This is a genomic window from Burkholderia ubonensis (assembly GCF_001718695.1).
GTDB classification, from domain to species: Bacteria; Pseudomonadota; Gammaproteobacteria; order Burkholderiales; family Burkholderiaceae; genus Burkholderia; species Burkholderia ubonensis_B.
In genome coordinates, this window is the sequence record NZ_CP013420.1 from 2,444,346 (window position 1) to 2,461,591 (window position 17,246).

Annotated in this window: 13 protein-coding genes, 1 tRNA gene and 1 pseudogene; 7 read left to right on the top strand and 8 right to left on the bottom strand. The window is 67.6% G+C overall.

Annotation, left to right across the window (positions count from 1 at the left end):
* The first annotated feature begins 1 nt into the window (after position 1).
* From WJ35_RS11215 to WJ35_RS11230, 4 genes are all read left to right on the top strand, one after another.
* Entirely contained in the window at positions 2-679 is a 678-nt protein-coding gene (locus tag WJ35_RS11215) for a response regulator (protein WP_069239160.1), read from the top strand.
* 288 nt (positions 680-967) lie between these two features.
* On the top strand, positions 968-2,095 hold the full coding sequence (locus WJ35_RS11220) for a porin (protein ID WP_060233308.1): 1,128 nt from the start codon (positions 968-970) through the stop codon (positions 2,093-2,095).
* Between the two features lie 352 nt (positions 2,096-2,447).
* Entirely contained in the window at positions 2,448-4,454 is a 2,007-nt protein-coding gene (locus tag WJ35_RS11225; protein WP_196222095.1) for a site-specific DNA-methyltransferase, read from the top strand.
* Positions 4,454-7,483, top strand: a complete 3,030-nt coding sequence (locus WJ35_RS11230; protein ID WP_069239161.1) for a type III restriction-modification system endonuclease — start codon at positions 4,454-4,456, stop codon at positions 7,481-7,483. The genes WJ35_RS11225 and WJ35_RS11230 overlap by 1 nt, the downstream gene beginning before the upstream one ends.
* Before the next feature lie 239 nt (positions 7,484-7,722).
* On the opposite strand, the gene WJ35_RS11235 is transcribed toward WJ35_RS11230, so the two are convergent.
* The 5 genes and pseudogenes from WJ35_RS11235 to egtB form a co-directional block, all read right to left on the bottom strand.
* Complete coding sequence (locus tag WJ35_RS11235) at positions 7,723-8,094, bottom strand: hypothetical protein (protein WP_059735479.1); 372 nt, start codon at positions 8,092-8,094, stop codon at positions 7,723-7,725.
* A gap of 188 nt (positions 8,095-8,282) precedes the next feature.
* The gene (locus WJ35_RS11240) at positions 8,283-8,537 is read right to left on the bottom strand and encodes a glycine zipper 2TM domain protein (protein WP_034193013.1); all 255 of its coding nucleotides are present in this window, start codon (positions 8,535-8,537) and stop codon (positions 8,283-8,285) included.
* Between the two features lie 56 nt (positions 8,538-8,593).
* On the bottom strand, positions 8,594-8,896 hold the full coding sequence (locus WJ35_RS11245; protein ID WP_069239162.1) for a hypothetical protein: 303 nt from the start codon (positions 8,894-8,896) through the stop codon (positions 8,594-8,596).
* A gap of 231 nt (positions 8,897-9,127) precedes the next feature.
* Positions 9,128-10,140: pseudogene (egtD, locus tag WJ35_RS11250) on the bottom strand (L-histidine N(alpha)-methyltransferase).
* Positions 10,124-11,347 (bottom strand): ergothioneine biosynthesis protein EgtB, encoded by a 1,224-nt coding sequence (egtB, locus tag WJ35_RS11255; RefSeq protein ID WP_069239163.1) that lies wholly within the window; start codon positions 11,345-11,347, stop codon positions 10,124-10,126. Before egtB ends, egtD begins: the two are co-directional and overlap by 17 nt.
* Positions 11,348-11,893: 546 nt before the next feature.
* Between egtB and WJ35_RS11260 the strand changes: the two genes are divergently transcribed.
* Positions 11,894-12,367: a carboxymuconolactone decarboxylase family protein gene (locus tag WJ35_RS11260; protein WP_069239164.1), complete on the top strand. Its 474-nt coding sequence runs from the start codon at positions 11,894-11,896 to the stop codon at positions 12,365-12,367.
* Complete coding sequence (locus WJ35_RS11265; RefSeq protein ID WP_069239165.1) at positions 12,367-13,236, top strand: sigma-70 family RNA polymerase sigma factor; 870 nt, start codon at positions 12,367-12,369, stop codon at positions 13,234-13,236. The genes WJ35_RS11260 and WJ35_RS11265 overlap by 1 nt, the downstream gene beginning before the upstream one ends.
* Positions 13,237-13,409: 173 nt before the next feature.
* On the opposite strand, the gene WJ35_RS11270 is transcribed toward WJ35_RS11265, so the two are convergent.
* Positions 13,410-13,486, bottom strand: a tRNA-Val gene (locus tag WJ35_RS11270).
* Positions 13,487-14,361: 875 nt separating this feature from the next.
* Between WJ35_RS11270 and WJ35_RS11275 the strand changes: the two genes are divergently transcribed.
* Positions 14,362-15,432, top strand: coding sequence for an Imm72 family immunity protein (locus tag WJ35_RS11275; RefSeq protein WP_069239166.1), 1,071 nt, complete (start codon positions 14,362-14,364; stop codon positions 15,430-15,432).
* A gap of 496 nt (positions 15,433-15,928) precedes the next feature.
* On the opposite strand, the gene WJ35_RS11280 is transcribed toward WJ35_RS11275, so the two are convergent.
* Both WJ35_RS11280 and WJ35_RS11285 read right to left on the bottom strand, forming a co-directional pair.
* The gene (locus WJ35_RS11280; RefSeq protein WP_069239167.1) at positions 15,929-16,687 is read right to left on the bottom strand and encodes an anti-sigma factor family protein; all 759 of its coding nucleotides are present in this window, start codon (positions 16,685-16,687) and stop codon (positions 15,929-15,931) included.
* Positions 16,684-17,205: a sigma-70 family RNA polymerase sigma factor gene (locus tag WJ35_RS11285; RefSeq protein WP_069239168.1), complete on the bottom strand. Its 522-nt coding sequence runs from the start codon at positions 17,203-17,205 to the stop codon at positions 16,684-16,686. The genes WJ35_RS11280 and WJ35_RS11285 overlap by 4 nt, the downstream gene beginning before the upstream one ends.
* Positions 17,206-17,246 lie beyond the last annotated feature (41 nt).

The window sequence follows — 17,246 nt, forward strand, 5'->3', positions numbered from 1 at the left end:
AATGAAACTCCTGCTGGTCGAAGACAACGCCGAGCTCGCGCACTGGATCGTGAACCTGCTGCGCGGCGAGGATTTCGCGGTCGACAGCGTCGGCGACGGCGAGCGCGCGGATGCGGTGCTGAAGACCGAGCGCTACGACGCGGTGCTGCTCGACATGCGGCTGCCGGGCATCAGCGGCAAGGAAGTGCTCGGCCGCCTGCGGCGCCGCAACGACAACGTGCCGGTGCTGATGCTGACCGCGCACGGCTCGGTCGACGACAAGGTCGACTGCTTCGGCGCGGGGGCCGACGACTACGTCGTCAAGCCGTTCGAGTCGCGCGAGCTGGTTGCGCGCATCCGCGCGCTGATCCGCCGGCAGGCGGGCGTCGGCGCGACCCGGCTCGTGTGCGGCGATCTCGTCTATGCGTTCGGCACGCGCGAGTTCCGCTGCCATGACGCGCCGCTCGCGCTGCGCCGCCGCGAGCACGCGATCCTCGAGACGCTGATGCTGCAGCAGAACAAGACCGTGTCGAAGGCGCGGCTGATGGACAGCGTGTTCGCGCTCGACGACGAGCCGAGCGCGGACGCGATCGACATCTACATCCACCGGCTGCGCAAGCATCTCGCGCTCAGCACGGCGGAGATCATCACGCTGCGCGGGCTCGGCTACATCCTGCGCGCGAAACCCGCGCAGCACTGACGCCCGCTCTCTCACGCGCCTCGCGCGCCTCGCGCGACAATTCGTAGTACGGAAATTCACAACCGTCCCGGCGATGCATTGCGCGGCCCGCTGCCGCTCGCGTGCGCGACCTGCCTTCGTCGCGGCTTCGGTGTTTTCACCGACGCAGATGCTTGCCGCGGGAAAGCGGCGTGAAGGATTGCACCTTCTACGATGCTACGCGTCGGCCCCATGCGGCCGTCACCATGCGGCGTACGTTTCGTACCGCCAACGAATTGACTTCAATGCGGCAGCTCGGAGGAGACGATCTTGAAACGAAAATACCTGGCCCTTTCCATCGCGACGGGGCTGTGCGCCGCGACGCAGGCTCATGCGCAATCGAGCGTGCAGCTCTATGGCCTGATGGACCTGAGCTTCCCGACCTACCGCACGCACGCGGATGCGAACGGCAAGCACGTGATCGGCATGGGCAACCAAGGCGAGCCGTGGTTCAGCGGCAGCCGCTGGGGCCTGCGCGGCGCCGAGGACATCGGCGGCGGCACGAAGGTGATCTTCCGCCTCGAAAGCGAATACGTGGTCGCGAACGGCCAGATGGAAGACGAAGGCCAGATCTTCGACCGCGACGCATGGGTCGGCATCCAGGACGACCGCTTCGGCAAGCTGACGGCCGGCTTCCAGAACTCGATCGCGCGCGACGCGGCGGCGATCTACGGCGACGCGTACGGCACCGCGCAGCTGACCACCGAGGAAGGCGGCTGGACCAACTCGAACAACTTCAAGCAGATGATCTTCTACGCGGCCGGCCCGACCGGCACGCGCTACAACAACGGCCTCGCGTGGAAGAAGCTGTTCAGCAACGGCATCTTCGCCAGCGCGGGCTACCAGTTCAGCAACTCGACCAGCTTCGCGACCGGCTCCGCGTACCAGGTCGCGCTCGGCTACAACGGCGGGCCGTTCAACGTGTCGGGCTTCTACAGCCACGTGAACCACAACGGCTTCAGGAACCAGACGTTCTCGGCCGGCGGCAACTACACGTTCAGCATCGTGCGCGTGAATGCCGGCTACTTCCGCTACAACGGCGACCAGGGCGCGCTCGGCCAGCGTCACGACAACGCGTGGACCGTGTCGATGAAGATCGCGCCGCAGGGCCCGCTCGACTACGAGCTCGGCTACCAGCAGATGCGCATCAAGAACGCCGCATACAACGCGGACGGCTTCACGCCGAACGCGAACCTCGGCGCGTTCAGCCTGACCAACGGCGTCGGCAACGGCTTCAAGGAGACGATCTATGGGTCGATCTTCTACCACCTGAGCAAGCGCACCGAGCTCTACCTGGCGGGCGACTACATGAAGCTGCACGGCGGCTACAAGGTGTCGTCGACGTTCGGCTCGAACAACCAGCTCGAGCTGACGACCGGCATCCGCACCCGCTTCTGACCCTCTTCCGACCCCGTGCGGGGCGCCTCGCGCCCTGCCCGCGACCGTCATTCACGGACGCTCCCTCGGGGCACGCCGGCGCACCGCGCCGTCCGTGCCCCTTTTTTTCGTCCCCCGTTCCGGCCCGCCCGCCGCGCGCTGCGACAACGCGGCCGATGCCCCGCCGCGCCCGTCCGGCGGGCGATCCCGCTCGTCGGCGCGGTTTGCGGCGCACGACGGCGCTTGACCTGCGCCGACCGACTCGCTAGCGTTTCGGGTTCGCCCGCGGCGGCCCCCTCTCCCGGCCGCCGGCATCGCGACAGCGCCCGACGTCCGGGCGCGGCGCGGCCGGGCCCAGAGGATGAAAATGACGATGCACAAACTCGATGCGGCGAGCCCGCAGGCGAAGTCGACGGATTTCACCGCCGACAACGTCGCGCGCCTGAAGGCGCTGTTCCCCGAACTCGTGACCGAAGGCCCCGGCGGCGCATCGGTCGACGTCGACGCGTTGAAGGCGCTGGTCGGCGATCGCACGGTCGGCAACGCCGACGAACGATACGGCTTCCACTGGCACGGCAAGCGCCGCGCGCGGCAGGCGGCGCTCACGCCGTCGACCGGCACGCTGCGGCCCTGCCCGGCCGACAGCGTCGCGTGGGACGACACCCGCCACCTCGTGATCGAGGGCGACAACCTCGACGTGATGAAGCTCTTGCACAAGAGCTACGCGGGCAAGGTGAAGCTGGTCTACATCGATCCGCCGTACAACACCGGCAGCGATTTCGTGTACCCGGACGACTTCAGCGACAGCCTGCGCCACTACCTCGCGGTCACGGGCCAGACCGACGGCGGCGTGAAGCGCAGCACCAACACCGAGGCGAACGGCCGGTTCCATACCGACTGGCTGAACATGATGTATCCGCGCCTGAAGCTCGCGCACGCGCTGCTGTCCGACGCCGGGCTGATCGCCGTGCACATCGACGAGCACGAGGTGCATGCGCTCGTGCTGATGCTGCGCGAGATCTTCGGCGAGGAGAACGAGCTCGGCGTGGCCGTGTGGGACAAGCGCAACCCGAAGGGTGACGCGCGCGGCGTCGCGTACCAGCACGAGTCGCTCGTGCTGTTCGCGCGCAACGCGGAGGCGCTGCACGAAGCGACGCCGCTCAAGCGCCCGAAGCGCAACGCGCAGCGCATGCTCGACGCGGCGTACGACCTGGTGCGCCGCAGCGGCACCCATGCGGACGCCGCGCAGGCGTATCGCGCGTGGGTCAAGGCGCAGACCAACCTGTCCGGCGGCGAGGTGATGTACGACCGGCTGTCGGAGGACGGCCGCGTGTACCGCCTCGTGTCGATGGCATGGCCGAACAAGAAGAAGGCCCCGGACGAATACTTCGTGCCGCTCGTGCACCCGGTCACGGGCAAGCCGTGCGCGATGCCCGAGCGCGGCTGGCGCAATCCGCCCGCGACGATGCAGGCGCTGCTCGAGCGCGGGCTGATCGAGTTCGGCGCGGACGAGACCACGCAGCCGCAGCGGATCTACTACCTCGACGAGAACATGTACGAGAACGTGCCGTCGGTGCTGCCGTTCGGCGGCTCGGACGACGCGCTGCTGAAGGCGCTCGGCGTGCCGTTCGAGCAGCCGAAGCCGGTCGATTTCGCGGCGGCGGTGATCGGCTGGTGCACGCGCGGTGACGACATCGTCGTCGACTGCTTCGCGGGCTCCGGCTCGACCGGCCACGCGGTGATGCAGCTCAACGCGACCGACGGCGGTGCGCGCCGCTACGTGCTCGTGCAGCTGCCCGAGCCGCTCGACGGCCGTGACAAGGCGCAGCAGGCCGCGGCCGAATTCTGCGCGAAGCTGAAGAAGCCCGCGACGCTCGCCGAGCTGACCAAGGAGCGCCTGCGCCGCGCCGCGCAGCAGGTCGCGCGCGACTATCCGGAAAGCTATGGCGACCTCGGCTTTCGCGTGTACCGGCTCGACACGACCAACGTGATCGAGTGGGACCCGCGCCGCGACGATTTCGACCATGCGCTGTTCGCATCGGTCGAGCACGTGAAGACCGGCCGCAGCGACGACGACCTGCTCGCCGAGCTGACGCTCAAGCTCGGCCTCGACCTGTGCACGCCGGTCACGCATCACGCGGTCGCCGGCAAGACGGTCCACCTGATCGGCCGGTCGGTGCTCGCCTGCTTCGACGCACGCGTGTCGCGCGACGACGCCGAGCCGCTCGCCGACGGCATCGTCGCGCTGCTCGACGCGCACGGCGCGCCGCGCGACGTCACCTGCCTGTTCCGCGACAGCGGCTTCGTCGACGACGTCGCGAAGCTCAATCTCGCCGCGCTGCTCGAGCAGCACGGCGTGAAGCGCGTGCGGAGCCTGTGATGCGGCTGCATTTCGAAGCGGACCTCGACTACCAGCGCGACGCGATCGACGCCGTCTGCGACCTGTTTCGCGGGCAGGAGGCGTGCCGCGGCGACTTCAGCGTGCTCGCGAACGCCGCGCCCGGCACGTCGGCGAGCGCGCAGACGGCGCTCGGCTTCGCGCTGTCGGAGCGCGGCGTCGGCAACCACCTGTCGATCACCGCCGACGCGCTCGCGCGCAACCTCGCCGACGTGCAGCTGCGCGGCGGGCTGCCGCCGTCCGGCGACCCGGCCTCGCGCGACTTCACGGTCGAGATGGAGACCGGCACCGGCAAGACCTACGTGTACCTGCGCACGATCTTCGAGCTGAACCGCCGCTACGGCTTCACGAAGTTCGTGATCGTCGTGCCGTCGGTCGCGATCAAGGAAGGCGTGCACAAGACGCTGCTGATCACCGAGGACCATTTCCGCGGCCTGTACGCGGGCATGCCGTACGACTACTTCCTGTACGACTCCGCGAAGCTCGGCCAGGTGCGCCACTTCGCGGCGAGCGCGACGATCCAGATCATGGTGATGACGGTCGCCGCGATCAACAAGAAGGACGTCAACAACCTCTACAAGGACAGCGAGAAGACCGGCGGCGAGAAGCCGATCGACCTGATCCGCGCGACCCGACCGATCGTGATCGTCGACGAGCCGCAAAGCGTCGACGGCGGCCTCGAGGGGCGCGGCCGCGAGGCGCTCGCCGCGATGGACCCGCTGTGCACGCTGCGCTACTCGGCGACCCACGTCGACCGGCACCACATGGTGTACCGGCTCGACGCGGTCGACGCGTACGAGCGCAAGCTCGTCAAGCAGATCGAGATCGCATCGGCGATCGTCGAGGACGCGCACAACAAGCCGTACCTGCGGCTCGTCGGCGTGTCGAACCGGCGCGGCGCGATCGCCGCGCGCGTCGAGCTCGACGTCGCGACGGCGGCCGGCGTGAAGCGCCAGATCGCGTCCGTGACCGACGGCGACGATCTCGAGCGCGTGACGAAGCGCGCGCTGTATGCGGGCCTGCGGATCGGCGAGGTGCATGCGGCGAAGGGCGCGGAATACATCGAGCTGCGCCATCCGGCGGGCGAGGCGTTCCTGTCGCTCGGCGAGGCGTACGGCGACATCGACACGCTCGCCGTGCAGCGCGAGATGATCCGCCGCACGATCCGCGAGCATCTGGACAAGGAGCTGCGGCTCGCCGAGCGCGGCGTGAAGGTGCTGTCGCTGTTCTTCGTCGATTCGGTCGAGCGCTATCGCCGGTACGACGAGAACGGGATGCCCGTGAAGGGCGACTACGCGCTGATCTTCGAAGAGGAGTACGCGCGCGCGGCGCGCGTGCCCGCGTATCGCGCGCTGTTCGACGGCGTCGACGTCGCGCGCGAGGTCGAGGCGGCGCACAACGGCTACTTCTCGATCGACCGCAAGGGCGGCTGGACCGACACGAGCGAGAGCAGCGCCGCGAGCCGCGAGAACGCGGAGCGCGCGTACGGGCTCATCATGCGCGAGAAGGAAGCGCTGCTGTCGTTCGACACGCCGCTCAAGTTCATCTTCTCGCACTCGGCGCTCAAGGAAGGCTGGGACAACCCGAACGTGTTCCAGATCTGCACGCTGCGCGACATCCAGACCGAACGCGAGCGCCGCCAGACGCTCGGCCGCGGGCTGCGCCTCGCGGTCGATCAGGACGGCGAACGGGTGCGCGACCCGGGCGTGAACACGCTCACCGTGATCGCGACCGAGCGCTACGAGAGCTTCGCGGAGAACCTGCAGAAGGAAATCGAGGCCGATACGGGCATCCGTTTCGGGATCGTCGAGGAGCACCAGTTCGCGGCGCTCGCGGTGCAGGAGGGCGACGGCCCCGCGCATGCGCTCGGCATCGAACTCTCGGGCGTGCTGTGGACGCACCTGCGCGAGCACGGCTACGTCGACGCGCAGGGCAAGGTGCTCGACCGGCTGAAGGACGCGCTGCGGCAAAGCGCGCTCGTGCTGCCGCCGGCGTTCGAGATGCTGCGCCCGGGCATCGTCGCGACGCTGCGCAAGGTGTCCGGCCGCTTCGCGGTGCGCAACGCGGACGAGCGCCGCGAGATCGCGTTGCGCCGCGACCCGTCGGGCAAGGCGGTGGTGCTCGGCCCCGACTTCCGCGCGCTGTGGGAGCGCATCAAGCATCGCACCGTGTACCGCGTGCAGTTCGACAACGCGAAGCTCGTGAGCGATTGCGCGGCCGCGCTGCGCGACGCGCCCGAGGTGGCGCGCGCGCGGCTGCAGTGGCGCAAGGCCGAGATCGACATCGGCAAGGCCGGCGTCGAGGCGATCGAGGTGACGGGCGCCGGCACGGTGCTGATCGACGAAGGTGCGCTGCTGCTGCCCGACCTGCTCACCGAGCTGCAGGACCGCACGCAGCTCACGCGCCGCTCGCTCGCGACGATCCTCGCGGACAGCGGCCGGCTCGACGATTTCCGGCTCAACCCGCAGCAGTTCATCGCGCTCGCGGCCGACGCGATCAACCGCTGCAAGCGGCTCGCGCTCGTCGACGGCATCGCGTACCGCAAGCTCGGCGAGCGGCATGTGCACGCGCTCGAATCGTTCGAGAGCGAAGCGCTGACCGGCTACCTGCGCAACCTGCGCACGGACGCGCGCAAGTCGATTCACGAGGCGGTGGTGTGCGAGACCGACGCCGAGCGCGCGTTCGCGGATGCGCTCGAGGCGCGCGACGACGTGCAGCTCTACGCGAAGCTGCCGCGCTGGTTCGACGCGCAGACGCCGCTCGGCAGCTATCACCCCGACTGGGCGGTGCTCGCGAGTGATGGCGGCGATGCGCGCCTGTACTTCGTCGTCGATACGCCGCGCAGCGCCGACGACGACGCGCCGCGCGAGCACGAGCGCGCGAAGCTCGCGTGCGGCGACGCGCATTTCCGGGCGCTCGCCGACGGCGACGATGCGGCGCGCTTCGTGCGCGTCGCGCAGGTCGATGCGCTGTTCGAGCCCGGTGCGGCGGCGGGCGGCCGCGCGGGTTGATGCGAAGGGCGGCGCGAGCCGCCCTTTTTTCATTTGGGGGGACGCGCTTCCCTCCTTCGATACGAACGATCCGTCCGTCGTCCGCGGGAAAGCGGTTCGTATTCCGAGGCGTTCTCACGCGCCGTTACGGCTGGTTGCAAATCAGGGTCGAGACGGCGAGCAACGACCGGCCTGCGATGCCGCGCGCGCCCATGAAAAAAGCGCACCGAAGCGCGCTTGTTCCGTCCGCACGGGCACGCTTACAGCGTGCGGCCGAGCGCGTTGCGATGCCCGTGATGCGTCGAGGTCGCCGTCGTCGCATGCGCGGTATGGCCGTGCGTATGCGCGTGACCGTGGCCGGGCTGCACGCCGGCGCGGTCGGCGATCGTGTCGGAGCGATCGGTCGCGCGTGCGAGGCCCTTGTCGCGGTCGCCCGAGCGGAAGCCGTTCGAATTGCTCAGCGCGTCGCCGCTCATGTGGCTGCCGGACATCCCGCCCGCGTTTCCGCCCATGCCGCCTGCGCCATGGCCGCCGCCGCCGCCGCCATTCCCGCCAGCCGCCGCCTGTGCGCCGGCGGCCCCGAGTGCGAGCAGCGCCGCTGCCAGCACGGACAGATATCGTTGAGTTTTCATCGTTTGCTCCCTGAAGCGCGTTCGGATAACTGCATTCTACGAACGCGCGGTTTTCGCGCGGCGCGACGTTGTAAATGATCGTAACGCGGCGTGTGCACGCATTCGTCCGATCAATTTCCGGCCCACCGGCGTGCGACAACGACAGCGACCGGCGGCGACGGTGTCGCGGCGCCGCCGGTCGTCGTGGTTCACTGCGCCGTCTGCGATGCGGCCGCGGCCGCCTTGCGCTGCGCCGCCTGCTCCTGCTCGTGCTTCTTCGCCAAATGGCGGCCGACGAGACAGCCGCCGACCGCGCCTACCACCGCATGGTGCCCGGCGTAGTGGCCGGCAACGCCGCCTACCGCCGCGCCCTTGATGCAGCCGGCAGCCTGCGCGCTGCCGATCGTTGCGAGCGCAACGGCCGCGGCGGCCGTCAACGTTCCGATGTATCGAATGGGGTTCATGCGATCACGCTCCTCGTGTCGATGCGATCAATGTTGTCGTGTGCGTGTCGCGGCGCTCAGTCCCAGCGGCCGCGCCAGCCGCCGCCGTCGCGCCAGCCGCGCTCGCGCCACTCGTGCTCGCGCCATTCGTGGCGGCGCCATTCATGTTCGCGCCACGCGCGCGCACGCCAGTCGTCGTAGCGATAGCCGACCGGCGCGTACGTGACGGGCGGCGGCGGCGCGACGTACACCGGCGGCGGGGGCGCATAGACGCCCGGCACGCCGATGCCGACCGCGACGTCGACGTGGGCCGACGCAACGTCCGACGCCGCGAGCGCTGCTGCTCCGAGAACGGCACCGACGAGAAGTTTCGTGTTCATCTCGCGACTCCCTGCACGTGTCGTGCGTGATGTGACTACGGTTCGGAGTCTAGGCAGCGCGGGCCGACACAGGTGAAACCGGTCTGCGAGACCGGTAACGGGCGATTACGGCGCCCGCGGAGCCTTGCTGCGCAAGGAGACGCGCGATTCGACACGCCGTTGCGACGGCGCATCGAATCGACGGAGACGGAAATTATTGCCGCAAGGCGGCCGGTGCGGCGTGCCCGGCCGCTACGCGCGGATATCGTCGACGCTGCGCAGCCAGTGCACGCTGAACAGGCGCGCGTCGTCGGTCCACACGGCATCGGGCTCGAAGCCCGCGCGCCGCGCGATCGCGTGAAAGCCGTCGACGGTGAACTTGTACGAGTTCTCGGTATGGATCCGCTCGCCGGCGTCGAAGCGGAACGTGCGGCCGCATACGCGCACGGCCTGCGCGCGCACGCTGACGAGATGCATTTCGATGCGCTGCCGTTGCGGATCGTAGAACGCATGATGCGCGAAGCCGTCGAGATCGAAATCCGCGCCGAGCTCGGCGTTCGCGCGCGCGAGCAGGTTCAGGTTGAACTCCGCGGTCACGCCCTGCGCGTCGTTGTACGCGCGGTGCAGCGTGTCCTCGTCCTTCACGAGATCGGCGCCGACCAGCAAGGCGCCGCCGCGCAGCAGCCGCGCCGCGTCGCGCAGGAACGCGTCGGCTTCGTCCGGCGAGAAATTGCCGATCGTCGAGCCGGGAAAGAATCCGATGCGGCGGCGCGGCTCGGCCGCCAGCGCGGCGAGCTGCTCGGCCTTCGTGTAGTCGGCGGCGATCGGCGCGACGTCGAGCCACGGATACGCGGCGCGCAGGCGCGCGGCCGCCTCGTGCAGGTAGTCCGCGGAAATGTCGACCGGCACGTAGCGCGCGGGCGCGCGCTCCGCCGAAACGAAAACGCGTCGAGCAGGATGCGGATCTTCGCGAGCGAGCCCGCGCCGAACTCGACGATGTCCGCGTGCGGGCCGACGCGCCGCACGATCTCCGTCGCGTGCGCGCGCAGGATGCCGAGCTCGGTGCGCGTCGGGTAGTACTCAGGCAGCGCGCAGATGCGGTCGAACAGCGCGGAGCCCGCCGCGTCGTAGAAGTACTTCGGCGGGATGCTGCGCGGCCGGTGCGACAGCCCGTCGATCAGGTCGCGCTCGAATGCGACGGGCCGCGGATCGCGGGCGGATTGCAGGCCACCGCTCGTGGCCGTCAGGTCAGACGTCTCGCGCAAGTCGGACTCCCGTGAACTGCCAGCGCGCGGCCGGCGGAAAGAAGTTGCGGTACGTCGGCCGCGCGTGGCCCGGCGGCGTCGCGATGCTGCTGCCGCGCAGGACCAGCTGGCCGACCATGAACTTGCCGTTGTATTCGGCCGCGATGCCCGCGAGCGGCCGGAAACCCGGATACGGGTCGTAGGACGAGCGCGTCCATTGCCACACATGTCCCGTCATCTGCCGGACGCCGTCCGCGCCGTATGCGGCTTCCCATTCGAACTCGGTCGGCAGCCGTGCGCCCGCCCATTCCGCATACGCGGCCGCCTCGTAGAAGCTCAAGTGGCACACCGGCGCAGCGGGCGCGAGCGGCTCGACGCCATGCAGCCCGAACGCGCGCCATTCGCGTACGGTTTTCGCGGTGCGCTCATCGTCGGCGATCCAGTACGCCGGCGCGCACCACCCTTCGCGCTGCACGGTCGCCCAGCCGTCGGACAACCAGAGTTCGGCGCGCGTGTAGCCGCCATCCGCGATGAAGGCCGCGAATTCGGCATTCGTCACGAGGCGATCCGCGATCTCGTACGGCTGCACCAGCGCCGCATGCCGCGGCCGCTCGTTGTCGAACGAAAAGCCGTTGCCGTCATGGCCGATCTCGACGAGCCCGCCCGGCTGGCGCAGCCATCGCGGCGCGCCGGCCGTTGCGTGCGGATCGACGTCGCTCGCGCCGTCGCGCGGCCGGAACGCCGGCCGCAGCGGATTGCACGAGAACGCATGCAGCATGTCCGTGACGATCAGCTCCTGGTGCTGCTGCTCGTGCTGCAGCCCGAGCTCGATCTCCGGCGCGATCGCGGCCAGCAAGGCAGGATCCGCAGCGTCGAGTGCGTGCTGCAGCGCTGCGTCGACATGCTGCCGGTACGCATGCACGCGATCGAGCGACGGACGCGTCAGCAGCCCGCGCTGCGGCCGCGGATGGCGCGGGCCGAGCGATTCGTAGTAGGAATTGAAGAGAAAGCGGTACGCGTCGTCGAACGGCGCATAGCCCGCGACGCGGCGCGACAGCACGACCGTCTCGAAGAACCATGTCGTGTGCGCGAGATGCCACTTTGCCGGGCTCGCGTCGGGCATCGACTGCACGGCCTGGTCTTCGGCGGACAGCGTCGCCGTCAGCTCGACGCTGTGCGCGCGAACGTCGCGGTAGCGGCGCTGAAGCTGGGATGCAAGGAGGCTCATCGGTTGACCGTCCACGTCGCGATTAGCTGCGTTGCCGGAAAGGAAAGCCCCGCGCTCGGTGCGCGCGACTGACGTGCGACCTTCGATGCTGCGTCGTCGGGCGGTAAATTCTGCGTCACTTCGTCCGCCCGTGCAGAGCAGTATGGCCCAGAAATGTGACCGTCGCGAATCGGATTTCGGGTGAAACGATAGCGAAAGAGGAATGAAAGCATGGGTTCCACGAAGCTCGGATGGGGGGCGGGCGGTCGAATGCGGGTAGCGCAATGTGTCGCAACGCGCCCGCAATTCGCATGCCCGAGCGTCGATTCTGCCGACATCTGGTGACAAGCGCCCTGAGCGCGTGAAAGCTGCGATGACGCTGCGGCGTCTCCATGCGCGTGATACCGGGCGCGCTGCGCTTCGGATCGGGCGTTCGTCGCGCATGACTTGCAATCGCGCTGCATCGCCCCGCCGCTTCCGTTCGTTGAAATTTTTTTCGCGTCGATGTCACACGCGGCAGGTGTCGCTCGTCATGTCGTCTGAATCCACCCGAAAGGAGAAGCAACCATGACAGCGAAACTCAATCCGTTTGCCGCCGCGCCCGCGCTGATGAAGAGCTGGATGACCGTATCGGTCGCCGCTGCCGCGAGCCTCGAGCCGACGCTGATCGAGCTGGTCAAGATCCGCGCGTCGCAGATCAACGCGTGCGCGAACTGCATTAACATGCATACCGCCGAAGCGCGCGCGCGAGGCGAGACCGAGCAACGCCTGTACCTGCTGTCCGCGTGGCGCGAAGCGCCCTGCTACACCGACCGCGAACGCGCGGCGCTCGGCTGGACCGACGCGCTCACGCGGCTCTCCGAAGGCCACGCGCACGAGCAGGCGTACGCGGCGCTGAACGACCACTTTACGCAGGAGGAACAGGTGAAGCTCACGCTGATGATCAACGTGATCAACGGCTGGAACCGGCTCGCCGTCGGCTTCGGCCTGTGGGTCGACCCGGCCGAAGCGAAGGCTGCCGCCGCGAGCCTGGTGGCCTGATGACGAACGTCGATCCGTCCGCGGGCGGTGACGACGCAGCGACGAGCTTCGATCCGCTGCGTCGTACGTTGATCCGCGTCGCCTACCGGATGCTCGGCTCGGTCGCCGATGCCAAGGACATCGTGCAGGAGGCGTTCATCCGCTGGATGGACGTCGATCGAAGCGAGGTGCGCGTGCCCGAGGCGTTCCTGCGCCGGATGGTGATGCGGCTGTGCCTCGACCAGCTCAAATCCGCGCGGCATCAGCGCGAGACCTACGTCGGCCCGTGGCTGCCCGAGCCTGTCGTCGAAGAGGACGAGCAGGAGGACGTCACGCTGCCGCTGATGCTCGCGCTCGAGCGCCTGTCGCCGCTGGAGCGCGCGGCGTTCCTGCTGCACGACGTGTTCGGCCTCGAGTTCGACGAAGTGGCCGCGACCATCCGGCGCGAGCCGGCCGCGTGCCGGCAGCTCGCCGCGCGGGCGCGCACGCACGTGCGCGAAGCGCGGCCGCGCTTTCATGTGGAGAAGCAGCGCGGCGTCGAGATCGCCGAGGCGTTCTTCGCGGCGTCGCGCAGCGGCGACATGCGCGCGCTCGGCGCGCTGCTCGCCGAGGACGTGAGCCTGCATGCGGACGGCGGCGGCAAGCGGCCGGCGGCCGGCAAGCCGGTGCTCGGCTTCGAGCGCGTGATGAAGGTCCACGCCTACCTCGCGGAGCTGTTCCGCAACAACGCGTCGACGCTCGTGCGCGCGGGCTTCATCAACGGGCTGCCCGGCTTCGTCACGCTGGAAGCCGACGGCGAGCTGCAGACGACCGCGCTCGAGATCGAGGACGGCAAGGTCGCGGCGATCTACGTGGTCCGCAATCCGGACAAGCTGCGGCATCTGCATTGAAGGCGCGCGGCGGGCGATTCGTGCGCCCGCTTGGCTGCTTGCAGCGCACGCGTATGCGTGATTTCGACCGCAAAAAGAAAAACGCCACGCGATGTTGCCGCGTGGCGTTCGTATGTTTGGCGAGCCGACTGCCTGTAGGCAATGCGTGCTGCCAGACCCCTTCATTTATTCGTTGGTAGGCTCGATTGGACTCGAACCAACGACCCCCACCATGTCAAGGTGGTGCTCTAACCAGCTGAGCTACGAGCCTAAGAAGCCGCAGATTATAGACAGGGTTTTCAGACAGCACAAGCCCCTTCGTGAAAATTTTTTGAACCGGTGTGCGGGGCGGCTGGCGGTTGGTGTCGGGGCGGCGAAGTCGGGACGTTGCGCTCGTGTCGTCGCGTCACAGCAAAACGTGTCGGTGCGCTGTGACGTTATGCACATCGCCCTCTGGATAACCGCTTCGGAAGCCTCTGGATTCACAGTGGAACGATTGAGGATACGTCGGCGCGGCTGTGAATCGACGAAAAGTTGTTCTGTGCTGCACAGAGATTTGCGTCTGCTTTGCGGCGGGTTATGCGTTGCGGTTCGGGCTTTGGATTCAGGGGGTTAAGGAGGTTATCCACTGTGAGGCCGTGCGCTTGTTAACTATCACTACGTATATATACGAATCCTGTTAACACCGTGGGATAAGCACAGTCCGGAGACTGTGACCCGGGGTGGATGTGCACTGCGTGCGGTGGGGGGAGAACCTAATCTGGGCGCTGTGAGCGGGGCCAAGGTCTGGATGGGACGCACAGATCAATTGTTTGATAGCTTGGGGCCGGAGCTAGCTTGGCGAGCTCAAGCTGCATTGGGTGATGTGCTGCCTGGTAAAGCCGCGTAGCTCGGAAGCGGCGCGGCAGGCGAAGCGTCCTGGGGAGTGGTCTGCACAGGAAACGCTCGTGCCGGTGATGCGGCTCTCCATCACGTTTGGTTAACCGGAAGCAAACCAGTTCGAAGCGCTGTGCAGCTCGCCGGCCGGCTGTGCAAGCCGCTGCATGGAGGCGTCGTTGGCTCGAGAATGAAGAGACCCATACAAAGATGAGCGACAGCAACGTGAGTCCCACGACGCGAATTGGAAGCGTGGTACGAAGTTCAACGATGACGAATACGATCAAGCAGTACGACATGACGGACGACGCGACGCGGCGCAGGATTTTCTGGCTGCTTCAACGCCTGACCAGTTTCTCGCTCTGGAAGCGCAAGCGCGATGTGTTTGCGATCTTCGCGAACGCATACGAGAACGCGGTGAAGACCTGGCCCGAAGATGATCCGGAGACCATGCCGGCAGACAATTTGCCGACCATCTTCGAGATTCTTGCGGCCTACGATCGAGGGTTGTCCGAACTGGCCCGAGGGAACCGGTTCGTCTGGCAGCGCGGTGAGCCGCTGCAATACGCGGTCGATCGGTATCAGCATCTGAACGCATATTTCTTCCCTCATCCCGATTACTGGGACCGCGGTGCGCAGGCTGCCGCCTATCCGCCGAAGGTCGACGCGCTGGCCAAGCTGCTGCACGCATCGGAATACCAGGTGGAGTATGCGCCGTTCGAGCCGGGACATGCCGACCTCGCAAAACTGCGCTCGGTAGGGCTGCTGCTGTCCCCGAATGCATACAAGCACAGCTTCTACACGCTTCCGTATCCGGTGTTTCCGGCGTACTTGCCGGAGGTTCCGGAAGCCGTCGGCCCGGTGATCAAGTCCGGCGACAAGGTGCCTTGTGACGGCATCTGGGAGCCCGTTGTTGTCGAGCAATCGAAGTTGCTGGGCGTCGTGCCGGTCGGCAATCGCAGTTTGCGCGGCAACGGCTGCTTCAATTATTTCATTCGCGACATTCGCGCGCCGAACCTCAGGGATGACGACACGGGAGCGCTCGTCAAGACGCACTGGCGACTGTTGTGGGAAGACAAGCGATACGCGGACGGCATCATCCCCGACGAATCGCAGTACTTCCTCGAGCCGCCGTCGGCGTCGCAGCCGAATCGTGAAACCGTCGCGCCGGTCCGGACCGGCGATATCTGCCCGGTTTCCGGTGAATGGCAAACGGATGAATACGGCGGCAAGACGCTGCGCGTCGAAGCCGGGGCTGCGATGCCGGACATGCTGATCAGGGACAATCTTGGCGAGCTCAAGGTGCACTGGGTGACGTGGCATCTGGTGAAGCGCGCGTAGTGCGCAGACGGCAAGGGCGGGCAAATGCCGCCCGTGCTGCCGTAGCACTTGGCTTCTGAGTGTGGACAACCGGCACGCAACACAATCGGAAACGGTGTGCCCGTCGACAAAAAGCACGAGTTCGAAGCACTGACGCGCATGCGAACACCGCGAGCGCAGCCGAACCGAGATCCGCTATGCCGGCTCAGTGAAAGCTGTGTGGATATCGCCGCCCGAAGTCACTCGAAACGCTGTGTAACCCGAAGATGGGCGGTTCGACGAGAGGCTGCATGCAGAGTTGCCGAGACTGATGTTGATATCCCGCGCGCAGAAGACGCCAAACCGCACGACACCGGAATCGTGCAAGACACGCCGATCTGCGAACGCACCGAGACGAGACTCTCTGTGTGGACAACCGCCACAAAAGCGACTCCCAACGCTGTGGATCTGAACGTCTCACATGAGCGCTTTGAGCGCTGGCCGAGCTCCACCAGCCGGCCCGCCGACATCACCCCCCTCAAATCTGCTGATCCAACGCCCTCGCAACGGCTTGCTCACCGAGATTGCTCGCCGGCCCGACCACCGCATAGTTGAGCCCGTTCACCGACCCATACCGCGCCATCAACGCGCCGTCCACGCGTTGCCCCGCGGGCAGCAGCCGATTTTTCGCTTCCGCTGGCCGCAGATAGAAGCTCAGCGTGCGACCCGCATCGTCTTCATACAGCACCATCGCCGCCGCGGCGCCGCTGTCCGTCATGAACAACCGCGCGCCGATCGGCTTGAACCCTGCGGCACTCAAGTCCGGCAGCTTCGCCGACGCGCCGACGCGTCTGGTGAGCCACCCATGCAGATCCTTCGCACTCGTCGGCCGGAAATCCACCTTCGCGACCTGATCGACCACCATCAGCTTGTACGCCTCGACCGCGTCGCTCATCGGCGCGACCGCCGGCGGCGCATTCCACCCGCGCGCCTGCCAGCCGCCGAACGTGCCGAGCCCGATGCAGAACACGAACGAAGCGGCCATCGCGAACCGCATCCGTGAGCGTTCGGCGCGGCGCGAACGAATCGCGGCCGGATCGAGCTCGGGATTCCCGGTGGGCATCCGCACGCTTTCGAGCGCGGCCCGCAGCCGCTGCGCGTCCTGCCGCCAGCGCTTCACCTGCTCCGCGCTCTCCGGATGGAGCGCGAGATAGCGTTCGACCGTGGCGCGCGCGTCGTCGTCGAGCTGGCCGTCGACGTAGGCGTGGAGGTCGTGTTCGTCGGGTGGGATGTTCATTTCTTCATCAACCGCAGTGAAGGGGCGGGGATTTCGCCGTCGCTGAGCTGGCGCAGCGCCTGGCGCGCGCGGGAGAGCCGCGACATCACGGTGCCGATCGGCACGTCGAGCAGATCGGCGACTTCCTGGTAGCTGAAGCCCTCGACCGCGACGAGCAGCAGCAGGCTGCGCTGCGCGTCGGAGAGGCGGCCGAACGCTTCGAGCGTCGCGCGCGCGGCGAACTCGCGTTCGGCGGACGGCCAGTGCGGCTCGTCCGGTTCCTGCAGGCGGCCGAGCAGCCACGCGTAGCGCTTCGCGCTGCGTTTCCCGTCGAGGAAGCGCCGGTACAGGATCGTGAAGAGCCAACTGCGCAGCGACGCGTCGTCGCGGCGGCTCGACCAGCGCGACAGCGCGCGCTCGAGCGTCGACTGCACGAGATCGTCGGCCGCGTGGACGTCGCGGGTCAGCCAGAGCGCGAAGCGGCGCAGCCGCGGGATCAGTTCGCGCAACGCGTCGTCGTCGGGGGCGTTTGAAGGCATGGCCGGGGGCGAGCCGAAAGGCGTGGAGATGCCGGGTAAGA